Consider the following 18,651-nt stretch of genomic DNA (forward strand, 5'->3'; position numbering starts at 1 on the left):
GCAGTGCATCGGTTGGTTCTGCGCCTGCGGGCGGCGGCCGCCAGGCCGCCGCCGGCTCCGTCTTGCGGAGTGCATCATGGTGCAAAGCGAATTCAGGATCCTCGTGGCAACGCTCGCCACTTTCGTCTCGCTCTTCGGCGTGGCGCTCACGATTCACGGACTCTTTTTCGACCGGAACGACCTCGTGCTGTACGGCGCGGCGACGATTGGAGCCGGCGTCTTCGCGTTCGTGATGATGTTGACGCTGCATCCGAAGGATATCGAAGCAGGGCGGCACCGCGAAACGTGAGGGCGGCGCGCCAGGGCAGGAAGCCGCCGCACCGGCGGGCAGGCATTTGCGCGCTTGAAGCTGACCCGATGCTGACCCGAAGCCGACCTGAGGGCAGCCTGGCGCGTATTTTCCCCGATGCGACAACGCCGGCCTTGCGGCTTGCCGGAAGTCGTCTAAAGTGAATCCCATCAACCGTCGCAAACGAATCAGGCCGGGCAGTGCACGCGGCGGTTGACGCGTTGTTCCGCGCGCGCGCCAGGGAGGGGCACAGGCAGCGCGGCCCGTTCACCCTCAACCCCGAAGGCCAGACCATGCAGATCCTGTTTCCAGATGAAGTCCCCGAGTATTCGGGGCCCGAATTGACCCTGGCGTTTCCGGCGATGATCGATGGAGAGAGGGTGGAGTGCACCATCACGGCCGCGGCGCTGGAGGATCACTTTGGCGCGGCTTCGACGCGTGCCGAAGACATGCTCGACGCATTCGACCATCATCGCGACCGGATCGAAGCAGTCGCGCGCCGGCTGCTTTCCGAGACGCGGGCGCAATGCCTCGTGTTGCGCAGCGGTTATGTCCGCTTCGTGCAGGCGCACGCCGTGGTGTCCTGAGTCAGACCATACGCCGCAGCGTGTTGTCGCGCAGCACGACATGGTGGCCGATGGCCGCGAGCGCGTGCACGCCGATCACCCAATAGAACGCATTGCCGATCAATACGTGCGCGCCATGGATAAACTTGCGCGCGACCGGATCGGCGCCCACCAGCGTGATGTCCAGATCGAGGCCCGCGAGCGTGACCGGATGTCCGCCCGTGTTGATCATCAGGATGCCGAGCAGCGGCTGCACGAAGATGAACAGATAGAGTGCGAGGTGCACGAGCCGCGAGAGGAACGCGAGCAGGCGATTCGCGTCGATGTCGGCGGGGGCGCCGTGCCACAGGCGCCACAGCAGCCGCAGGATCGCGAGCGAAAGCACGAGCGTTCCGGCCCAGAAATGCACGTTGCTCCAGAACACGCGGCTGTCCGTCCCCTTGGGACCGCGCACTTCGATCGCGAGATAGGCGAGCGCGACGAGCAGGAAGATGGCCCAGTGGAAGAAGATGGCGGGCTTCGAGTAGCGGTCGGCGGCGGGGTAGGTGGCCAAAGGGGGCTCCAGTAAGCGGGGAACGTCGGATATGGCTGCCTATGATAAGGAGGTCGCGGCTGGCACGGCAGTTTGACGGCCGGACAGCTTGACGTGGCGCCGTATCTTCGGAGAAGCCCGCCCTTGGGCGCTTATTCGCTGCCGAGATAGAAGAAGCGGAACAGGAACACGGCCGCGATGATCCACACGATCGCCTTGACCTGGCGCGCGCGTCCCGTCAGCAGCTTCAGGCCCGCGTACGAGATGAAGCCGAACGCCACGCCGTTGGCGATCGAGTACGTGAACGGCATGGTCAGCGCGGTGAGCGCGGCCGGCACGGCTTCGGTGGCGTCGTCCCAGTCGAGCCCGGCGATCTCGCGCATCATCAGGCACGAGACGTAGAGCAGCGCGGGCGCGGTCGCGTAGCCGGGCACCACGCCCGCGAGCGGCGCGACGAACAGGCATGCGAGGAACAGAACGGCCACGGTCAGCGCGGTGAAGCCGGTGCGCCCGCCCGCCTGCACGCCCGAGGCGCTTTCGATGTAGGCCGTCGTCGACGAGGTGCCGAGGATCGAGCCCGCGAGAATCGCGGTGCTGTCCGCGAGCAGCGCGCGGTTCAGGCGGTGCATCTTGCCGTGCACGAGGAGGCCGGCGCGGTTGGCCACGCCCATCAGCGTGCCGGTGGCGTCGAACAGTTCGACGAGGAAGAACACGAGGACCACGTTCAGCACGCCGGTCGAGAGCGCGGCTTTGATGTCGAGGTGCGCGAAGGTCGGCGCGATCGACGGCGGCGCCGAGAAGATGCCGTGGAACTGGTTGCCGCCGAAGAAGAACGAGAGGACGGTGACGCCCACGATGCCGATCAGGATGGCGCCGCGCACCTTCAGCACGTCGAGCGTGACGATCGCGAAGAAGCCGATGATCGCGAGGATCGTGTGCGGGTCGCCCAGGTTGCCGAGCGTGACGAGCGTGGCCGGGTTGCCGACGATCACGCCTGCCGTCTTGAGCGAAATGATCGCGAGAAAGAGCCCGATGCCGGCCGTGATCGCCACGCGGATCGAATGCGGGATGCCGTTGATGATCGCCTCGCGCACGCGCAGCAGCGTGACGATGAAGAACAGGCACCCGGAGATGAACACGGCGCCCAGCGCCGCTTCCCACGTGAAGCCCATGCCCTTGACCACCGCGTAGGCGAAGTAGGCGTTCAGGCCCATGCCGGGCGCGAGCGCGATCGGGTAGTTCGCGTAGAGGCCCATGATGATCGAGGCGAGCGCCGAAACGAGGCAGGTCGCGACGAACACCGCATCCTTCGGCATGCCGGCGTCGCCGAGGATGGCCGGGTTCACGAAGATGATGTAGGCCATCGTGAGGAAGGTGGTGAAGCCGGCGAGCAGTTCGGTGCGCAGGTCGGTGCCTGCTTCTTCGAAACCGAAATAGCGTTTGATGGCGTCCATGAGGATCGGGCCTTTGAGTTGTCGAGCGGATTGCGTTGTTGTGGAGAGCGGCGCCGGCCGGGGTATCGCGACTGCCGGAAGCACGCGGCTACGGGCGGGATTGTAATCAAGCTTCCCGGCAAAGTGCCGAAATGCCGCAGCCGGCGTGGAGTGGGTGCAACAGGGGGGCGGTGGGATCGGGCGGCGGACCGCACCGTTTGTGCGGATGCACAAGAAGGGGACGCCGGCCCGGAAGGCAGACCGGTGCATCCGTAAGGATTCATGCTTTCGGGCGCGCCGGCGCGGGCCGCAGGCTCACGCCGGCGAGAAGGGGGCGGACCTGAGCGGCCCGCGCGTCATTTGGGTTGTCCCATGGCGCCCGCGCGCTCGGCGCGGCGCTCTGCCACGATGGCGCCCGCACGCTGGGCGTTCTCGGGGTAGTCGATCCAGTCGAGCGGATCGTAGCCCGCGGCGCGCCATTCGGCCAGGTCGGCGCGGACCTGGGCGCGGGTCATCGGAGCGGAGGGATTGTAGGGCTGGGCGAGGGCCGAGGCCGACGCCAGCGAACAGCCGGCCACGAGCAGGCCGAGCGTGATGCGCGGGAGGGAAATCATGGCGATGCCTTTCGTACCAGGAATTACCCTAATAAGTATAGGTCGTATCTCAATAAACGAAAGGTAAAGGGGCACGTGTTGGCGCGTGGCGCACTCAGTTGCGCTGGCCTGTTTCGCGCCGTCTTGCCAGCCGGTAATCGGCCGGCCGCATGCCGGTCCACTTGCGGAACGCGCGGTGGAAGGCGCTCGGCTCGGCGAATCCCACGGCCGCCGCGACGTCGGCCACCGACCGCGCCGGATCTTCGAGCGCTGCGATCGCCAGTTCGCAGCGCAAGGCGTCCTTGATCGACTGGCAACTGTGGCCCTCCTGCCTGAGGCGGCGCCGCAAGGTGGCCGGCGCCACGTTGAGCCGGTGTGCGATGACGTCGGCATCGGGCCAGGCGGTGGCGGGCAGCGCGCGCAGCGTCCGGCGCACGCGCGCCGCGAACGAGCCGGGATTGCGATACTTCACAACGAAGTTGCCGGGCGCATTGCGCAGGAAGGTGCGCACCGACGCGCTCGTCTGGATCACCGGCAACTCGAGGAAGCCCGGCGCGAGATCGACGTAGGACGCATCCTGACCGAAGGTCATGTCGTCGCAGAACATCAGGCGGTACTCGTCGACGGCGGCCGGCGCTGTACAGCGAAAGCGCGCCGCGAGAAGCGGGATGCGCTGCCCCACGAGCCAGCACACGAGCCCGTACACGAGGATGAACCAGGTTGCGTAGGCGAACAGCGTTGGCGTGGGTGTGCCTTCGCGGTGAGCGAAAACGATCCGCACGCGCGTGGCGTCGATCTCCAGGTGGCCGGCCAGGTCGTCGAGCACGAGCCGCATGAAGCCCGCCGCGCGCTGCAGCGCGTGCCGTCCCGTACGGGCGGTGAGCGCCGTGCGCGTCATGGCGGCGAAGCTGCCGCTCTTCATGGCGTGGGAGTCCTGGCCGAAGAATTCGTCGTCGAGCGCACGGGCGATGCCGGACCACAGCGCGCCGTACTGCGCCGCGCTCACGCGGGTGCGCGGCGACGTTAGCGCGGCTCGCGCGATGCCCGCGGCCTCGATTACCGGGCCGACATCGAGCCCGCGCGAACGCGCGAGCGCAAGCGTCTCGTTCACGAGGCTCATCGCGATGGTGCCTTTTTCGCTCAGGCGGGTCGATTTATCGTGCTGCAAAAAATGCGCTCCGGGAAGCGTTGCCGAGCCTGATATGGTAAATCCGATCAGTGAGTTTGAGCGCGGCGGACATGGAAGGCTGGGGCCGGGATGCCTACACTTTTCGCAAGTCTTGCGGCAAAGGCCGCAGGGCGCGACAGTGGATGACAGGACGTGCGGCGCGCAGCATGCGGCGTTGCAGCACGCCGGCCGCAGGGAAGAGACCGCAACGAGTTGCAGGGTCGACAGAAGGGGACACAGATGGACGATTTCTACACCGAGGATCAGCGCATGATCCGCGATGCCGCGCGCGACTTCGCGACCGAGCGCCTCGCGCCCAATGCGGCGCAATGGGACCGCGACGGCAAGCTGCCCGACGAGGTGGTGAAGCAGATGGGCGAGCTGGGCTTCCTCGGCATGATCGTGCCGCAGGAGCTGGGCGGCGCCTACACCGACTACGTGGCCTACGCGCTCGCGATGGAGGAGATCGCGGCGGGCTGCGCTTCGTGTGCGACGCTCGTGAGCGTGCACAACTCGGTGGGGTGCGGGCCGATCCTGCAGTACGGCAGCGACGCGCAGAAAGATCGCTATCTGCGCAAGCTGGCGGCCGGAGAACTGATCGGCGCGTTCTGCCTGACCGAGCCGCAGGCGGGCTCCGAGGCGAACAACCTGCGCACGCGCGCGGAACTGCGCGACGGCCAGTGGGTGCTCAACGGCAACAAGCAGTTCGTGACCAACGGCGCGCGCGCCGACGTGGCGATCGTGTTCGCCGTCACCGATCCGGACGCGGGCAAGCACGGCCTTTCCGCCTTTATCGTGCCGACCGATACGCCGGGCTTCAACGTCGGGCCGCCCGAGAAGAAGATGGGGATTCGCGCCTCGGACACCTGCCCGATCGCGCTCGTCGATTGCGCGATTCCGGAGGCGAACCTGCTGGGCCAGCGCGGCGAGGGACTGCGGATCGCGCTGTCGAATCTGGAGGGCGGGCGCATCGGCATTGCGGCGCAGGCGCTGGGCATCGCGCGCGCGGCCTTCGATGCGGCGCGCGCCTACGCGCACGAACGCGTACAGTTCGGCGAGCCGCTCATCCGGCACCAGAGCGTGGCGAACATGCTGGCGGACATGCATACGCGCATCAACGCCGCGCGCCATCTCGTACATCATGCGGCGCGGCTGCGTACGCTTGGCAAGCCGTGTCTTTCCGAGGCTTCGCAGGCGAAGCTCTATGCCTCCGAGATGGCCGAGGAAGTGTGCTCGCATGCCATCCAGATTCATGGCGGGTATGGCTTTCTCAACGATTACCCCGTGGAGCGCCACTACCGCGACGCACGCATTACGCAGATCTATGAAGGCACGAGCGAAGTGCAGCGCATGGTGATTGCGCGGCAGCTTTGAATGAAAAGGATAGCGAAGTAAAAGAAAGACGCAGACAGAGCGCGCACGAGCGCCGACCGCCATACAGGAGACGACGATGACCGGGTATTCCCCTTCCGCGCGGGCCTTCCTCGACGCCCGCGACCTGCTGTTGCGCCATCGCACCGACTACGCGCGAGCGTATGAGGCATTCGCGTGGCCGAAGCTCGACACCTTCAACTGGGCCCTCGACTACTTCGACGTGATGGCGCACGGCAACGACAACCCGGCGCTCTGGATCGTGGACGATCCGGCGGGCGGTGGCCTGCGCCTCTCGTTCGCCCAGATGTCCGGGCGTTCGTCGCGCATGGCGAACTTCCTGCGCGAGCAGGGCGTGAAGCGTGGCGACCGTCTGCTCCTGATGCTGCCCAATCGCGTCGAACTGTGGGACGTGATGCTGGCGGCGATGAAGCTGGGTGCCGTGGTGCTGCCCGCCACGACGCAGCTCTCGCCCGACGACGTGCGCGAGCGCGTGGAGACGGGCGGGGCGCGCTACGTCGTCGTCGACGCAGCCGAACTCGCCAAGTTCGATACCCTCGACGCCGGCGTGAAGCGCATCGCGGTAGGGGAAGCGCGCGAAGGCTGGATCGATCTCGCGCGCGCCTATGACGCGAGCGCCGACTTCGTGCCCGATGGGCCCACGCGCGCGAGCGATACGCTGCTGCTCTACTTCACTTCGGGCACGACCTCGAAGCCCAAGCTCGTCGAGCACACGCACGAGAGCTACCCGGTCGGCCATCTTTCGACGATGTACTGGATCGGCCTGATGCCCGGCGACGTGCACTGGAACATCAGCTCGCCGGGCTGGGCCAAGCACGCGTGGAGCTGCTTCTTCGCGCCGTGGAACGCGCAGGCCTGCGTGTTCGTCTACAACTACGCGCGCTTCGTGCCGAAGGACACGCTGAACGCTATCGTGCAGTTCGGCGTGACCACGCTGTGCGCGCCGCCCACGGTGTGGCGCATGCTCGTGCAGGAGCCGCTTGCCGCGTATCCGGTGAAGCTGCGCGAGATTGTCGGCGCGGGCGAACCGCTCAATCCGGAGGTCATCGAGCGCGTGCGCCATGCGTGGAATATCACGATCCGCGACGGCTACGGCCAGACCGAAACTACCTGCCAGATGGGCAATTCGCCGGGCCAGCCCGTGGTGCCGGGGTCGATGGGCCGACCGCTGCCGGGCTACCGCGTCGAACTCGTCGATACCGACGACCAGCCTGCGAGCGAAGGCGAAATCGCTTTGTCTCTGGCGCAGCGGCCGCTCGGCCTGATGAAAGGCTACGCGAACAATCCGAAAGCGACCGAGTATGCGATGCGCAACGGCTACTACCACACGTCCGACGTCGCGATGCTGCGCGACGACGGCTATTACGTCTACGTAGGTCGGGCGGACGACGTGTTCAAATCGTCCGATTATCGGCTGAGCCCCTTCGAGCTGGAGAGCGTGCTGATCGAGCACGAGGCGATTGCCGAGGCCGCCGTGGTGCCGAGCCCGGACGAGCTGCGGCTTTCGGTGCCGAAGGCCTATGTGATCGTGCGTCAGGGCTACGAGGCCGGTCCCGAATTGGCGCGCGAGGTGTTTCGCTACTCGCGCGAAACGCTCGCGCCGTACAAGCGCATTCGCCGTCTTCAGTTTAGCGAACTGCCGAAGACCATCTCCGGCAAGATTCGCCGCGTCGAACTGCGCCGGCGCGAGATGGAACGCCCGGCCGACATGGCGCGCTTGCCCGACGAATATTGGGAAGAGGATTTCCCCGAGCTGCGTTAATCCGCGCCCGTCAATTGAAATGGAGAACCAGGTAATGAATGCAACACCCGCTTCTGCACGGGCACCCCAGGCATCCGGGGAAGCCGGGACCGAAGTGCTGTTTCGCGTCGTCAACCGCGTCGCGATCGTCACGCTGAACCGTCCCGCCGCGCTCAATGCGCTCTCGCACGGCATGGTGCGCACCCTGGCCGCGCTGCTCGAACGCGTGCGTGCCGACGACGGCATCGTCGCCCTGGTGCTCAACGGGGCGGGGCCGAAAGGCTTCTGCGCAGGCGGCGACGTGCGCGCCATCTACCAGCAGGCCCGGCGCGAGGAGCGGCTTGGCGACGACGGCTGGCAGCAGTTCTTCATCGACGAATACCGGCTCGACCATGCGCTGCATACGTTCCCGAAGCCGGTCGTCGCGTTGCTCGACGGCGTGACGATGGGCGGCGGCATGGGTCTCGGCCAGGGGGCCGCGCTGCGGGTTGCGACCTCGCGCACGAAGATCGCGATGCCGGAGACGCGCATCGGCCTCTTGCCCGATGTGGGCGCGACGCATTTTCTTTCGGTAATGCCGGTGGAAACGGAGCTCTACGTAGGGCTGACCGGTATCGCGCTTTCCGGTGCGGATGCGGTCCATTGCGGACTCGCGGATATCTGCGTGCCCGGCGAATGGCTCGACGGCTTCGAAACGCGGCTCGCGCAGGCGCTGTTGGAAGGCGATGTGGAGGCCGCGCTGCGGCGCGTGTTCGACGCGCCCTGTCACGATGCGCAGGCGGGCGCGCTGGAGCCGAACGCGCCATGGATCGCGCAGTACTTCGAGCGGAGCAGGACGGCGGAGCAGATCGTAGAAGCCTTGCGAGCCGACCTCGCCAACGAGACCGGGGCGCCGGAGCCGCAACAGGCATGGCGCCGCGCAACGCTCGACGCGCTCACGCACTATTCGCCGACCATGCTCGAAGTGACGCGCGAGGCGTTGCTGCGCGGCCGGCAGATGACGCTGGCCGAAAGCTTCCGCATGGAGCTCGGCATCGTGGCGCGGGCAATCGAGGAGGGGGACTTCTGCGAGGGCGTGCGCGCGCATCTCGTCGACAAGGATCGCACGCCGCGCTGGGCGCCCGCCACGCTGGCCGAACTGCGGCCCGAACGCGTGCGGCACTTCCTCACGTCGCCGTGGCGCAGCGACGAGCATCCACTGGCGGGGCTCGGCGCCTGACCCGATGCTTCCCTGGCGGTGCGGTGTTCAGGGCTGCGACGTGCTGCTCTCGGTCACGGCCGAGGGCGTAGCATGCACCTCGAACGGCTCTCCCGTCGCGAAGAACGTGCCGCCCGCCACGTAATGGCAGGTGCGCAGGTCGGGCGCGGCGTCGAAGTGCCAGCGGTTGTTCGAGTACACCCGGCGGTCCGCATACGCGGCCACGACTTCGGCCAGGATGAGGTCGTGGCGCCGGCTCTCGTCGGGAATCACCTTGCACTCCATCCAGGCCGTGCACGCGGCCAGCATCGGCACGTCGATCTTCTGGCCGCGGAACGTTTCCAGCTTGAACGCCGCGAACTTGTCGAGCTCGACGCCGTTGCTCGTGCCCACCGCGAGCGTCTGCTGCGCGAATGCCACGCCAGGCAACTGCAGGCCGAACACCCCGCTTTCTTCGACCAGCTTGCGCGTGAGCGTGCGGCTGTCGATCACGACCACGACCTTCGGCGGATCGAAGTCGAGCGGCATGGCCCACGAGGCGGCCATCACGTTCGAGCGTCCGCCGTGCTGGCTCGTGATGATCGTGACGGGGCCGTGGTTGAGCAGGCGCGTGCAGCGGGCGAGATCGACGTTCTCGCGGAAAGAGTTGGTGGTCATGGAGCAGTCCTCGTGTTCGGTGGTTGCGCGCAGGGCGCGCGGCGTGCTGGCGTCATGATACGAGGCAGGGAGCGGCAGCGCCCGGGGCGGCCCGTAGTCGGGCCCTCGACCGGACCTCGGCGGTCCTCAATCCGACGCTTCACGCGCCTCCGGTTCCCCGGGCGCTTCGAGACGCCGTGCGCGTTGTGCCTCGCCCATTTGCTTCGCAGGCCTATGCGACGTTGCCATGAGCCGCAGCGTGGCCACCGACCCGGCGACGGCGAGCAGCATGGGAATGGCCAGGTCGTGGTTGACGTGCGTGAATTCGAGGATCAGCACGGTGGCCGTGACCGGCATCTGCATCGACGCCGCGAGAAAGGCCGCCGCGCCGACGATCGCGAACGCGCCCGCTGCGAGGCCGGGCCACACGTGATTCGTCAGGCCGGCGATCGCGATGGCGAGCAGCGCGCCGATCGCCAGTCCCGGCGTCAGCAGCCCGCCCTTCGCACCCGCGCGCAGGCTCGTGGTCGTGATAATCAGTTTCAGCGCGAGCAGTGTGGCGGCGAGGCCGATGCCGAGATCGTCGTTGAAGCTGAGGCCCGCCGGGCCCTTGCCGTTGCCGAGCAATTGCGGAAACCGGATCGCGAGCAGTCCGATCGCCACGAAGTTCGCGAGCGAGTAGAGCGGCAGGCGCCAGTCTTTCGGGGAAGCGTCGCGCGCGCGGCCCGTCATGCGCGTGAAGCCGTGAGCGGCCGCGCCGAAGAGCGGCCCGCACAGCGCGGAAAATACGAGGAGCTGCGCGTTGATCGTATAGAAGGGCACGTGATACTGCTGTGCGTCGCCCAGCCCGATCCAGGCGACGACGGCCGCGATGGCCGAGGTCGTGAGCGCCGGTATCGCCACCGACCAGCCGAAGGTGCCAAGCAGCACTTCGAGCACGAACATGGCCCCGCCTAACGGCACGTTATAGACCGCTGCGAGGCCCGCGCCCGCACCGCACGCGATCATCACACGGCGTTCGGCGCCGGTGAGCCCGGTGCGCTTCGAAAGCCAGGTCGCCCATGCCGCGCCGATCTCGCGCGGCGCCACCTCGCGCCCGAGCGGGGAACCGAGCGCGACGGTGACGATCTGCAACACCGCGTGCACGGTCGTGGCCGCGAGCGGCATGCGCGCGCCGCCTGGCTTGATGGCGGCGCTGATGCTCACGAGCGGCCGCCCGTAGCGATAGAGTGCCCACCAGCCGAAGCCGCCGATCAGCCCGCAGACCGTGAGCACCGCCACGCGCCGCGCGGGCGTGGTGCCGGTTACGCCCTGCAGGAAGCTCTCGCTGCTGATGACGTGCGCCTGGCTGTAGCCGTAGGCGACGTGCTGGATTGCGTGCAGCAGCATCGCGAGCAGCATGCCGCCGATGCCCGCGCCGATGCCGGTCAGCACGGTCACCACCGCGAGCGTGAGAAGCGGGCTGCGCGCGGGTGGACGGTCGGCTTCGGGGCGGGTCTTCGGCATGGCGGCGAATCCGGCGATGGAGAAGCCAGGGCGTGGCGTGTTACAGGTAGCTGCAAACGTAGTCGAGTGTCTCGATCACGTCGATGTCGAAGCGGCTTTTGCCTGGCACGGAGAACGACTCGCCCGCGCCGTAAGTCTGCCACTCGCTGCTGCCTTCGAGGCGGATGCGGCACTTGCCGGCCTGCACTTCCATCAGCTCGGGCGCGTCCGTGCCGAAGTTGAGCGGGCCGGGCAGGATCACGCCGAGCGTCTTGCGGCTGCCGTCGGCGAAGAGGACGGTGTGCGAGACGCACTTGCCGTCGAAGTAGACGTTGGCGCGTTTGATAACGGAAACCTGGTCGAATTGCGTTGCGGCCGTCATGGCGGTCTTCCTCTGGGTCGTCGTGAATGAAATCCTGGGCGCCGGGCCTCCCTCCGGGTGTTCGCGCGGCGCGAGCCCGACATCATACCGGCAGCGCGGCACGCCGGGAATGAACAAGGGGCGCCCGCGGCGCCCCTGGTCTCATGCATTCCCGACACGTCCGGCCGGAGGCTTATTCCGGCTTGACCGTCACCGAGGCTTCGGTGGTCAGCAGCATGAACGTGAAGCTTTCCTGCAGATAGAGCCGCACGCTCTTGTCGTCGTGGCTCAGATAGCCGATCGAAAGGTCCTGCCCCAGGTGGAGCGCGAAGTCGCCGCCGCGCGTGCTGAGAATGCTGCCGCCTTCGATCGCCGGCGCCCAGATGATCTCGCCGTTCACGAGCCGGCGGATGTGTTCCAGGATGGGGTAGCCCTGGTCGCTGGCCTCGCTCACGGCCGTGTAGGCGTCCGAGCCGAGCAGCACCGCGTACGGGCCGTCCACGCCCTGCAGGCGCAGTTCCGCGAGCGCCTTCGCGATCACGGCGGGGTAATCGGCGATGTCGGCAGGCAGCGTCAGCACGGGGTTCGACGAGCCCTCGCGGATGCCGGCGATCTGTGCGGCCGTGTAGCCGTCGAAAATCGCGCGGTCTTCCGCGAAGGCGAGGCGCGTGGCCGCATCCTTGGCCGGTTGCCAGTCGGAGTCTTCCGCGCCGCGCTCGACGTCGTCGATGGCGTCGCGCGAGAGTTCGAACGGCACGCGCAGTTCGACCAGCGCCTTCACTTCGCGCTGGCGGGCGCGTATGCCCTCCAGCGGCGCTTCAATGCCGTTCTGGTGGCCGGTGCCGACGCCTGCGAGATCGGCGCCGCCGGGGCCGTCCACGTCCACGACGCGGCGGCCCGCGAGCGAACGCTTGAAGGTGCGCGCGACTTCTTCTTCGATTTGCGACCAGGCCGCCGAGGAGATGGGCGCCAGATCGCGATGGAGATTATTCATGACGAGGGGTTCCTTTGAGGGATCCGATGGCGAGCGAACCGTCGCCGGACGGTGCTGCGGCGGCGGATTCGGGGTTGATTTCGTCAGGCGCATTTGGCGCGCCCGGTGTGACGCCCGGCGCGGCGCCGGGTTCGCGTTCGGCCAGCGCTTCCAGCAGCGGTTCGGACGGCACGAAGAAGAGCGAGCCCGTCACGGCGTGGCTGAAGTCCAGCAGGCGGTCGTAGTTGCCGGGCGGGTTGCCGACGAACATGTTCTCCAGCATCTGCTCGATGGGCTGCGGCGAGCGCGCGTAGCCGATGAAGAACGTGCCGAATTCGCCCTGGCCCGGCCGCCCGAACGGCATGTTGTCGCGCAGGATCTTGATTTCGTTGCCCTGCGCGTCTTCGAGCGTCGTGAGCGAGCTGTGCGACCAGCTCGGCTTCACGCCCGGTTCGAGCTCGATGTCCTGCAGCTTCGTGCGCCCGATGATGTGCTCCTGCGCCTCCACCGGCAGCGCGTTCCAGCCTTTCATGTCGTGCAGGTACTTTTGCACCAGCACGTAGCTGCCGCCCGCGAAGTCGGGGTCGGCCCCGCCGATCACCGTGAAGTGCGTGGCTTCGTCGCCCTCCGGGTTCTCGGTGCCGTCCACGAAGCCGATCATCGCGCGCATGTCGAAGTTGCGAAAGCCGTGCACTTCGTCCACCGTCGTCGCGGCGCCTTCGAGGCGGGTCATCAACTGCGTGGCCAGTTCGAAGCAGAGATCGGTCTGGTCGGCGCGGATATGGATCAGGATGTCGCCGGGCGTGGCTACCGCGAGGCGTTCGCCGCTGCCGAACTCGCGGAACGGATGCAGCTCGGCCGGGCGCGGCTCGCCGAAGAGCTTGTCCCAGGCGGCGGAGCCGAAACCCACCACGCAACTGAGATTACCCTTCGGCACGCGCTTGCCGACGGCGCGCGCGAGGTTTGCGACGTCGGCGCACCAGGCGCGCACCTGGGCGCGGCTCGCGGCGTCGTCGTTCACCGTCGCGACGATGAAGAACGCGCTCTTCGTGACGGAGGTGGAGACGGCCTGGGGATCGGGCGGGGCGGAAGACGGCGTCATGGTCTGAGGTATCGTCTGGCGGGGAGTGGTAAAAGGGTGAAACATGATGAGCGCATAGTTTAGCCAACTGGCGCAATCCGCGTTTGCAGGTCGAGCGGGGTGCGTGCGAGCATGACCGGGAGCTTCTTCGAGGAGACGCATGATGTGGGACCACACCGAGCATGAAGGCTTCGAGATCTGGGTGCTGCCGATTCCCGCGTTCGGGCCGCGCTCGCCGGAACCGCTGTTCCATTACAGCGGCTATATCTGCCGGCATGGTGCGGATGCGCATCTGGACGGGCAGAGCATCCGCTTTCACGACATGATGCGCAATTACACCGGCGCGGACGCGGCGCTCGACGCGGCCTACGCCGACGCCCGTCGGCGCATCGACCGCTTTCATGCCAAGGGGAACTGGGCGTAGGCCGCACGCCGGTTCGCGCGCGATGCTGCACTGCGGCAGGCGCGCCTGGCGGGTATGGCGCGGTCGCTAGCGGTTGCCGGACACGACCAGCATCACCGGCCGCCCCTCGCAACCCACTGCGCCCGGCACGTGCAGTACGCGCCATGGCGCGCTCTTGCCGGGCGTCGCGAGCGGGGGCGCGATGCTGCCCTCCCCGGGAGCGGCCGTGAGGATGTTGAACGGCCAGGAAGCGCGCCGCAGTTGCTCGTGGATCAGCGAGCCCGTCCAGATCGGCACCGTGCTGTCGCTGCTGTTGCCACTGCCTCCATTGCCTCCGCTCCCGGCTTTCAGCGCATAACCGGTCGGCCAGAAACGCAGCACGTCACGCCGCCCGTCCGCCTGCCCAGGACCGCCCGACACCGGTTCGCGCGCGAACACGAGCGGCGAAGGCACGCCGTTGTTCAGCCTCGGCAGCAGCGGCAGCGTCATCACGTCCACGTGCGGCGCCACGAGCGCGAGCACGTTGCGCATGGAGAACTGCGCGCCCTCGCTCCAGCCCGCGTCGCGCAGCGCGGCGCGCAGATCGTCCGCGCTCGCGGCCCACTGCAGCGTCGTGGGCTCGCGGCGCTCGCCTTTCATGTCGAAGCGGTAGCACGCGAAGTTTCGCCACAGCCTGTCGCTCCAGTCCATCTGCGAGATGACGATGGGCGGCGCGGTCCCGACGGGGGCGGCGCTGCGCGGCGGCTCGCCCTTTTGCAGCACGAACGCCGTGGCGAGCACGGCCAGCACGATCGGCGGCACGAAATTGCGCTGCGGCGGCCGCTCCGGATAGCGCCAGAGCGACATCAGCACGACGACCGCGACCCAGATCGAGGCGAGCGCGGCGCCGCCGATCGCGTCGGAGAACAGGAAGCGGTCGAAATAGAGCCCGGCGAAAGTCACGGCGACGATGATGCCGTTGCCGAGCGCCGCGACGAGCGCCGCTTCCGCCATGCTCGCGCGGCGCACGAGCAGGAACATGAGGAAGCCATAGACGATCACCATCGACGCCACGCGGTCGCTCGGGAACACATAGGTCTCGACGTTCCTGACGGCGAGCGGCGCGTGATGCACGCCAAGCCGGATGGCGAGGATCACCAGTTGCGAAAACGTCGCCGCGATCATCCAGTACGCGATGGTGCGCCAGCGCCGTTCGAGCGTCATCCAGATCGTCACGGTCACGACCAGCGCGGTGAGCGTCAGGCCGCTGCCGAGCGTTTCCACGCGCGCGAGCGCGGCGTCGGCCCAGATGGTGTGGATCGAACGCATGAAGAGGCGCACGGACTGATCCACCTGGACGAGCGGATCGCCGTGCAGCACGTTGTCGAGCACGTACGAGAAGACGGCCGCGCCGAGCGGCACGAGCCCCGTGACCACGACGAGGGCGCCTAGCGCCGGCTGCTCGGGGTCGAGCAGGCGCGCGAGCCGCCGCGCCGCCGCACCCTCGTGGCCCTGGGCCCAGTGCGCGACGCTGCGGCGCGAGGCGCTGGCCCACGCGTCGAAATGCAGCAGCAGAATCCGCACGAACCGCCAGATGAGCCAGAGCGCGCAAGCGAGGATCAGTGCGATCACAACGAGGCGGAACGACACGGCACCGGCGATCTGCAGCGACGCGCCGAACACCACGCCCGGCAGGATGTGCGCCGGGGCCCAGATGAGCGCCGAGACGATGTTCATCACGAGGAAGCGCATGGGCGCCATGCCCGCCATGCCGGCGACGATGGGCACGACGGCGCGCAGCGGCGCGATGAAGCGCGCGAGGATCACGCTGCGCGCGCCGTGCTGCGAGAAGTACGCCTTCGCCTTGGCGAAGATGGCCGGATAGTGCGAGAACGGCCACATCTGGGCGAGCGACTCGCGGTAGCGGTGGCCGATCCAGAAGCTCAGGGCGTCGCCGGCCACGGCGCCCGCAATGGCCGCGACGAAGAGCCAGCCGAGGTTCAGCGTGCCGGTGCCCGCGAACGCACCCGCAATGAACATGGCCGTGCTGCCCGGAATGAACGTGCCGATGAGCGCGAGCGATTCCAGGAAGGCGGCCACGAAGACGAACGCGAGCGTCCACCCCGCATGCGCGGCGAGGAGGTGCAGCAGGTGAGCGTAGGCGTGCTCCATCGACGGGGCGGACTGGGTGGCGGGGAGTGGCGCGAGCCGATTGTCGGCATCGCGCATCATGGGCAATATACCCGGCCGCCGCTCCGAGCGTGCGATTGGGTGACGGATCGCACGGTCCTGGCGGAGCGCTGTTATGGCAAGGAAACGCGGCGCATGCGGAGGACATGCGCCGCGGAGCGTTCAGGCGACGCCGAGGCGCCGCGAAATCAGATGACGCCTTTGTCTTTCAGGCCGGCAAGCGCTTCGCCGGAAAGCCCCAGGACCGACTGCAATACCTCGCGCGTGCCTTCGCCGAGCTGCGGCGGCGCGCGCCGCACGGGCATGCGCTCGCCGTCGAAGCGCCACGGCGGCGAGAGTACCGGCGTCGTGCCGCTGGCCGTATGCGGATGCGGCTGCTCGGTCACGAGGCCCGCGTCGGTCGCGCGTTTCGACAGCAGCGCCTCGCGCAGTCCGGCCACTTCGCCGCACGGAATGCCGGCGCGCGCGAGCCGTTCGAGCAGCAGCGCGCGCGGGCGACTGCGGAGTTCGCGCGTGAGCTCGGGCACCAGCACCTCGCGATGCTGGGCGCGCAGGAGGTTGGTCTTGAAACGTTCGTCGTCGGCCAGATCGAGGCGCTCGATGACTTCGCGGCAGAATCGCTCGAACTGCTTGTTGTTGCCCACCGTGATCACGATCGGGCCGTCCGCTGCATCGAAGACGCCATACGGCATGATCGACGGATGCGCGTTGCCGTAGCGCGGCGGGTCCTCGCCCATCACGAGCGCTTCGAGGCCGTAGTAGGCCGTGATCATGAGGCCGCAGTCGAACAGCGCCATCTCGATGTGGCGCCCGCGGCCGGTGCGTTCGCGCTCGAAGAGCGCCGCGAGCAGCGCCTGCGCCGAATACATGCCCGTGAACAGATCGACCACCGCGACGCCGAACTTCAGCGGCGGCTGGTCTGCCTCCCCGTTCAGCGCCATCAGGCCCGCTTCGCCCTGCACGACGAGGTCGTAGCCGGGCCGCGCGGCTTCGGGGCCGGTGCGGTCGTAGCCGGCGATCGAGCAATAGATGAGGCGCGGATTCTCCGCGCTCAACTGCTCGTAGCCGAGGTTGAGCTTTTCCGCGCCGCCGAACTTGAAGTTCTGGACCACGATGTCGCAGGTCTTCGCGAGGTCCTGCGCAATGCGCTGGCCTTCGGGCGTCTGCAGGTCGAGCGTGACCGAACGCTTGTTGCGGTTCACGCTGTTGAAGTACGCCGTCTCGGTCTTGCCGATGCGCAACCCCCAGTCGCGCGTGTCGTCGCCGCGGCCGGGGTGTTCGACCTTGATGACTTCGGCGCCGAGGTCGCCGAGCGTCATCGCGCACCATGGGCCCGCGAGGACACGCGAAAGATCGAGTACGCGCACGCCCGCGAGCGGCAAGGTCCTGTTTTCGGTCTGCATGGGCAAGTGTTCCTGGTTCGTTGGCGGGCGTGCGGTTTGCCGGATTTTGCGTCGGCGCGTCGCGTTACGTTTCGCTTGCGCCACCGTCCGATGCCAGCGCGATATAGCGTGCGAGGTGATGATCTTCGTCGCCCAGTTGATGATCGATCATCACGAGACGTTTCGCGTAGTGCGAAAGCGGCAGCTCCCACGTCATGCCGATACCGCCGTGTAGCTGGATCGATTCCTCGGCCACGCGCGCGCCCGTGCGTCCGATCGTGTACTTCGCGGCCGAGAGCGCGCGCTCGCGTTCGCTGCGCGGCGCATCGACGGCCGCCGCCGCATTGATGACCGCGGAGCGCGCCTGCTCGATTTCGAGCAGCACGTCGGCCATGCGATGCTGCAGCGCCTGGAAGCTGCCGATGGGCACGCCGAACTGCTTGCGCGTGCGCAGATATTCGAGCGTGTAGTCGCGCGCCACATCCATCGCGCCCAGGCTTTCCGCCGCGAGCGCGAGAAGGCCAAAACCTGTTGCATGCTCCAGCGTTGCGAAGCCGCTGCCCTCGGCGCCCACGATCGCTTCGGCATCCACCTGCACATCATTCAGCGAGACTTCGGCCGCGCGGCCGCCGTCGATCTTCCCGTAGCCGCGCACGCTTACGCCGGGCGCATTGCGCGGCACGAGGAAGAGCGAGATGCCCGCTTCGTCGAATCCACCACCGGGTTGACCCACTGCGGTGCGCGCGGAAACGAGCAGCAGATCGGCGTGTTCCGCATGCTGCACGACGCCCTTCGCGCCGTTCAGCACCCAGCCGCTGCCGCGCTTTTCGGCATGCGTGGTCACGCGCGCCGCTTCGTAATGCGAACCCGGTTCGTCGTGCGCGAAGGCGGCGAGCCGCGAGCCGTCGATGAACGCGGCGATGTGTGCCTGCTGCGCTTCGCTGCCCGCGTGCGCGAGCGCGCGGCCGACGATCAGCGTGTCGAGGAACGGTTCGACCACGAGCCCCCGGCCAAGCGATTCGAATACGACCGCGATGTCGAAGCCCGCGCCGCCGAAGCCGCCCTGCGCCTCGGGAAAGAGCGCGCCGATCACGCCGAGTTCGGCGAAGCGGCGCCACATGTCGATGCTGAAGCCCTCCGCGGAGCGCGCGATTTTATCGCGCGCGTCGAAACCGTACTGCTCGGCGATGAAACGGTTGAGCGTGTCCGTGAGCATCCGGCGGTCTTCGGTGTGCTGGAAGTTCATGGC

Annotated in this window: 18 protein-coding genes; 6 read left to right on the forward strand and 12 right to left on the reverse strand. The window is 67.7% G+C overall.

Annotated features, from left to right (window positions below):
* Positions 1-76: 76 nt before the first annotated feature.
* Both WJ542_RS25015 and WJ542_RS25020 read left to right on the forward strand, forming a co-directional pair.
* Positions 77-289, forward strand: coding sequence for a DUF2964 family protein (locus WJ542_RS25015; RefSeq protein WP_411192156.1), 213 nt, complete (start codon positions 77-79; stop codon positions 287-289).
* 293 nt (positions 290-582) lie between these two features.
* Positions 583-876 carry a DUF1488 family protein gene (locus WJ542_RS25020; RefSeq protein ID WP_027795095.1) on the forward strand — a complete coding sequence of 98 codons (294 nt, stop codon included), beginning with the start codon at positions 583-585 and terminating at the stop codon, positions 874-876.
* Between the two features lies 1 nt (position 877).
* On the opposite strand, the gene WJ542_RS25025 is transcribed toward WJ542_RS25020, so the two are convergent.
* The 4 genes from WJ542_RS25025 to WJ542_RS25040 form a co-directional block, all read right to left on the reverse strand.
* Complete coding sequence (locus WJ542_RS25025) at positions 878-1,408, reverse strand: cytochrome b (RefSeq protein WP_411192157.1); 531 nt, start codon at positions 1,406-1,408, stop codon at positions 878-880.
* A 131-nt stretch (positions 1,409-1,539) separates the two neighbouring features.
* Positions 1,540-2,841 carry an NCS2 family permease gene (locus WJ542_RS25030; protein WP_411192158.1) on the reverse strand — a complete coding sequence of 434 codons (1,302 nt, stop codon included), beginning with the start codon at positions 2,839-2,841 and terminating at the stop codon, positions 1,540-1,542.
* Between the two features lie 335 nt (positions 2,842-3,176).
* Positions 3,177-3,434 carry a DUF4148 domain-containing protein gene (locus tag WJ542_RS25035; RefSeq protein WP_411192159.1) on the reverse strand — a complete coding sequence of 86 codons (258 nt, stop codon included), beginning with the start codon at positions 3,432-3,434 and terminating at the stop codon, positions 3,177-3,179.
* 94 nt (positions 3,435-3,528) lie between these two features.
* Positions 3,529-4,533, reverse strand: a complete 1,005-nt coding sequence (locus WJ542_RS25040) for an AraC family transcriptional regulator (RefSeq protein ID WP_411192541.1) — start codon at positions 4,531-4,533, stop codon at positions 3,529-3,531.
* A gap of 288 nt (positions 4,534-4,821) precedes the next feature.
* Here WJ542_RS25040 and WJ542_RS25045 point away from each other — a divergent pair, with 288 nt between their 5' ends.
* The 3 genes from WJ542_RS25045 (at position 4,822) to WJ542_RS25055 (ending at position 8,933) form a co-directional block, all read left to right on the forward strand.
* On the forward strand, positions 4,822-5,955 hold the full coding sequence (locus tag WJ542_RS25045; protein ID WP_411192160.1) for an acyl-CoA dehydrogenase family protein: 1,134 nt from the start codon (positions 4,822-4,824) through the stop codon (positions 5,953-5,955).
* A gap of 76 nt (positions 5,956-6,031) precedes the next feature.
* On the forward strand, positions 6,032-7,735 hold the full coding sequence (locus WJ542_RS25050) for an AMP-binding protein (RefSeq protein ID WP_411192161.1): 1,704 nt from the start codon (positions 6,032-6,034) through the stop codon (positions 7,733-7,735).
* Positions 7,736-7,769: 34 nt separating this feature from the next.
* On the forward strand, positions 7,770-8,933 hold the full coding sequence (locus tag WJ542_RS25055; protein ID WP_411192162.1) for an enoyl-CoA hydratase/isomerase family protein: 1,164 nt from the start codon (positions 7,770-7,772) through the stop codon (positions 8,931-8,933).
* Between the two features lie 27 nt (positions 8,934-8,960).
* On the opposite strand, the gene WJ542_RS25060 is transcribed toward WJ542_RS25055, so the two are convergent.
* The 5 genes from WJ542_RS25060 to WJ542_RS25080 form a co-directional block, all read right to left on the reverse strand.
* Positions 8,961-9,569 carry a flavin reductase family protein gene (locus WJ542_RS25060; protein ID WP_411192163.1) on the reverse strand — a complete coding sequence of 203 codons (609 nt, stop codon included), beginning with the start codon at positions 9,567-9,569 and terminating at the stop codon, positions 8,961-8,963.
* Positions 9,570-9,695: 126 nt separating this feature from the next.
* Positions 9,696-11,054, reverse strand: coding sequence for a chloride channel protein (locus tag WJ542_RS25065; RefSeq protein ID WP_411192164.1), 1,359 nt, complete (start codon positions 11,052-11,054; stop codon positions 9,696-9,698).
* A gap of 40 nt (positions 11,055-11,094) precedes the next feature.
* The gene (gene ppnP, locus WJ542_RS25070; protein ID WP_411192165.1) at positions 11,095-11,415 is read right to left on the reverse strand and encodes a pyrimidine/purine nucleoside phosphorylase; all 321 of its coding nucleotides are present in this window, start codon (positions 11,413-11,415) and stop codon (positions 11,095-11,097) included.
* Positions 11,416-11,587: 172 nt separating this feature from the next.
* Entirely contained in the window at positions 11,588-12,388 is an 801-nt protein-coding gene (locus WJ542_RS25075; protein WP_411192166.1) for a family 1 encapsulin nanocompartment shell protein, read from the reverse strand.
* Positions 12,381-13,469, reverse strand: coding sequence for a Dyp-type peroxidase (locus WJ542_RS25080; RefSeq protein ID WP_411192167.1), 1,089 nt, complete (start codon positions 13,467-13,469; stop codon positions 12,381-12,383). The genes WJ542_RS25075 and WJ542_RS25080 overlap by 8 nt, the downstream gene beginning before the upstream one ends.
* 139 nt (positions 13,470-13,608) lie before the next feature.
* Here WJ542_RS25080 and WJ542_RS25085 point away from each other — a divergent pair, with 139 nt between their 5' ends.
* Positions 13,609-13,872 carry a hypothetical protein gene (locus WJ542_RS25085; protein WP_411192168.1) on the forward strand — a complete coding sequence of 88 codons (264 nt, stop codon included), beginning with the start codon at positions 13,609-13,611 and terminating at the stop codon, positions 13,870-13,872.
* A gap of 66 nt (positions 13,873-13,938) precedes the next feature.
* On the opposite strand, the gene WJ542_RS25090 is transcribed toward WJ542_RS25085, so the two are convergent.
* From WJ542_RS25090 to WJ542_RS25100, 3 genes are all read right to left on the reverse strand, one after another.
* Complete coding sequence (locus WJ542_RS25090; RefSeq protein WP_411192169.1) at positions 13,939-16,062, reverse strand: VTT domain-containing protein; 2,124 nt, start codon at positions 16,060-16,062, stop codon at positions 13,939-13,941.
* A gap of 146 nt (positions 16,063-16,208) precedes the next feature.
* Positions 16,209-17,423, reverse strand: coding sequence for a CaiB/BaiF CoA transferase family protein (locus WJ542_RS25095; protein WP_411192170.1), 1,215 nt, complete (start codon positions 17,421-17,423; stop codon positions 16,209-16,211).
* A 64-nt stretch (positions 17,424-17,487) separates the two neighbouring features.
* Positions 17,488-18,648 (reverse strand): acyl-CoA dehydrogenase family protein, encoded by a 1,161-nt coding sequence (locus WJ542_RS25100; RefSeq protein WP_411192171.1) that lies wholly within the window; start codon positions 18,646-18,648, stop codon positions 17,488-17,490.
* Positions 18,649-18,651: the final 3 nt, after the last annotated feature.

The sequence above is a fragment of the Paraburkholderia yinzeri genome, from assembly GCF_046581065.1.
Lineage (GTDB): Bacteria > Pseudomonadota > Gammaproteobacteria > Burkholderiales > Burkholderiaceae > Paraburkholderia.

Bases quoted from the DNA above. Each gene is read 5' to 3' on its own strand.
- WJ542_RS25015 (WP_411192156.1), top strand. From the start codon at position 77: ATGGTGCAAAGCGAATTCAGGATCCTCGTGGCAACGCTCGCCACTTTC.
- WJ542_RS25020 (WP_027795095.1), top strand. From the start codon at position 583: ATGCAGATCCTGTTTCCAGATGAAGTCCCCGAGTATTCGGGGCCCGAA.
- WJ542_RS25030 (WP_411192158.1), bottom strand. From the start codon at position 2,841: ATGGACGCCATCAAACGCTATTTCGGTTTCGAAGAAGCAGGCACCGAC.
- WJ542_RS25035 (WP_411192159.1), bottom strand. From the start codon at position 3,434: ATGATTTCCCTCCCGCGCATCACGCTCGGCCTGCTCGTGGCCGGCTGT.
- WJ542_RS25040 (WP_411192541.1), bottom strand. From the start codon at position 4,533: ATGAGCCTCGTGAACGAGACGCTTGCGCTCGCGCGTTCGCGCGGGCTC.
- WJ542_RS25045 (WP_411192160.1), top strand. From the start codon at position 4,822: ATGGACGATTTCTACACCGAGGATCAGCGCATGATCCGCGATGCCGCG.
- WJ542_RS25050 (WP_411192161.1), top strand. From the start codon at position 6,032: ATGACCGGGTATTCCCCTTCCGCGCGGGCCTTCCTCGACGCCCGCGAC.
- WJ542_RS25055 (WP_411192162.1), top strand. From the start codon at position 7,770: ATGAATGCAACACCCGCTTCTGCACGGGCACCCCAGGCATCCGGGGAA.
- WJ542_RS25060 (WP_411192163.1), bottom strand. From the start codon at position 9,569: ATGACCACCAACTCTTTCCGCGAGAACGTCGATCTCGCCCGCTGCACG.
- WJ542_RS25065 (WP_411192164.1), bottom strand. From the start codon at position 11,054: ATGCCGAAGACCCGCCCCGAAGCCGACCGTCCACCCGCGCGCAGCCCG.
- ppnP (WP_411192165.1), bottom strand. From the start codon at position 11,415: ATGACGGCCGCAACGCAATTCGACCAGGTTTCCGTTATCAAACGCGCC.
- WJ542_RS25075 (WP_411192166.1), bottom strand. From the start codon at position 12,388: ATGAATAATCTCCATCGCGATCTGGCGCCCATCTCCTCGGCGGCCTGG.
- WJ542_RS25080 (WP_411192167.1), bottom strand. From the start codon at position 13,469: ATGACGCCGTCTTCCGCCCCGCCCGATCCCCAGGCCGTCTCCACCTCC.
- WJ542_RS25085 (WP_411192168.1), top strand. From the start codon at position 13,609: ATGATGTGGGACCACACCGAGCATGAAGGCTTCGAGATCTGGGTGCTG.
- WJ542_RS25090 (WP_411192169.1), bottom strand. From the start codon at position 16,062: ATGATGCGCGATGCCGACAATCGGCTCGCGCCACTCCCCGCCACCCAG.
- WJ542_RS25095 (WP_411192170.1), bottom strand. From the start codon at position 17,423: ATGCAGACCGAAAACAGGACCTTGCCGCTCGCGGGCGTGCGCGTACTC.
- WJ542_RS25100 (WP_411192171.1), bottom strand. From the start codon at position 18,648: ATGAACTTCCAGCACACCGAAGACCGCCGGATGCTCACGGACACGCTC.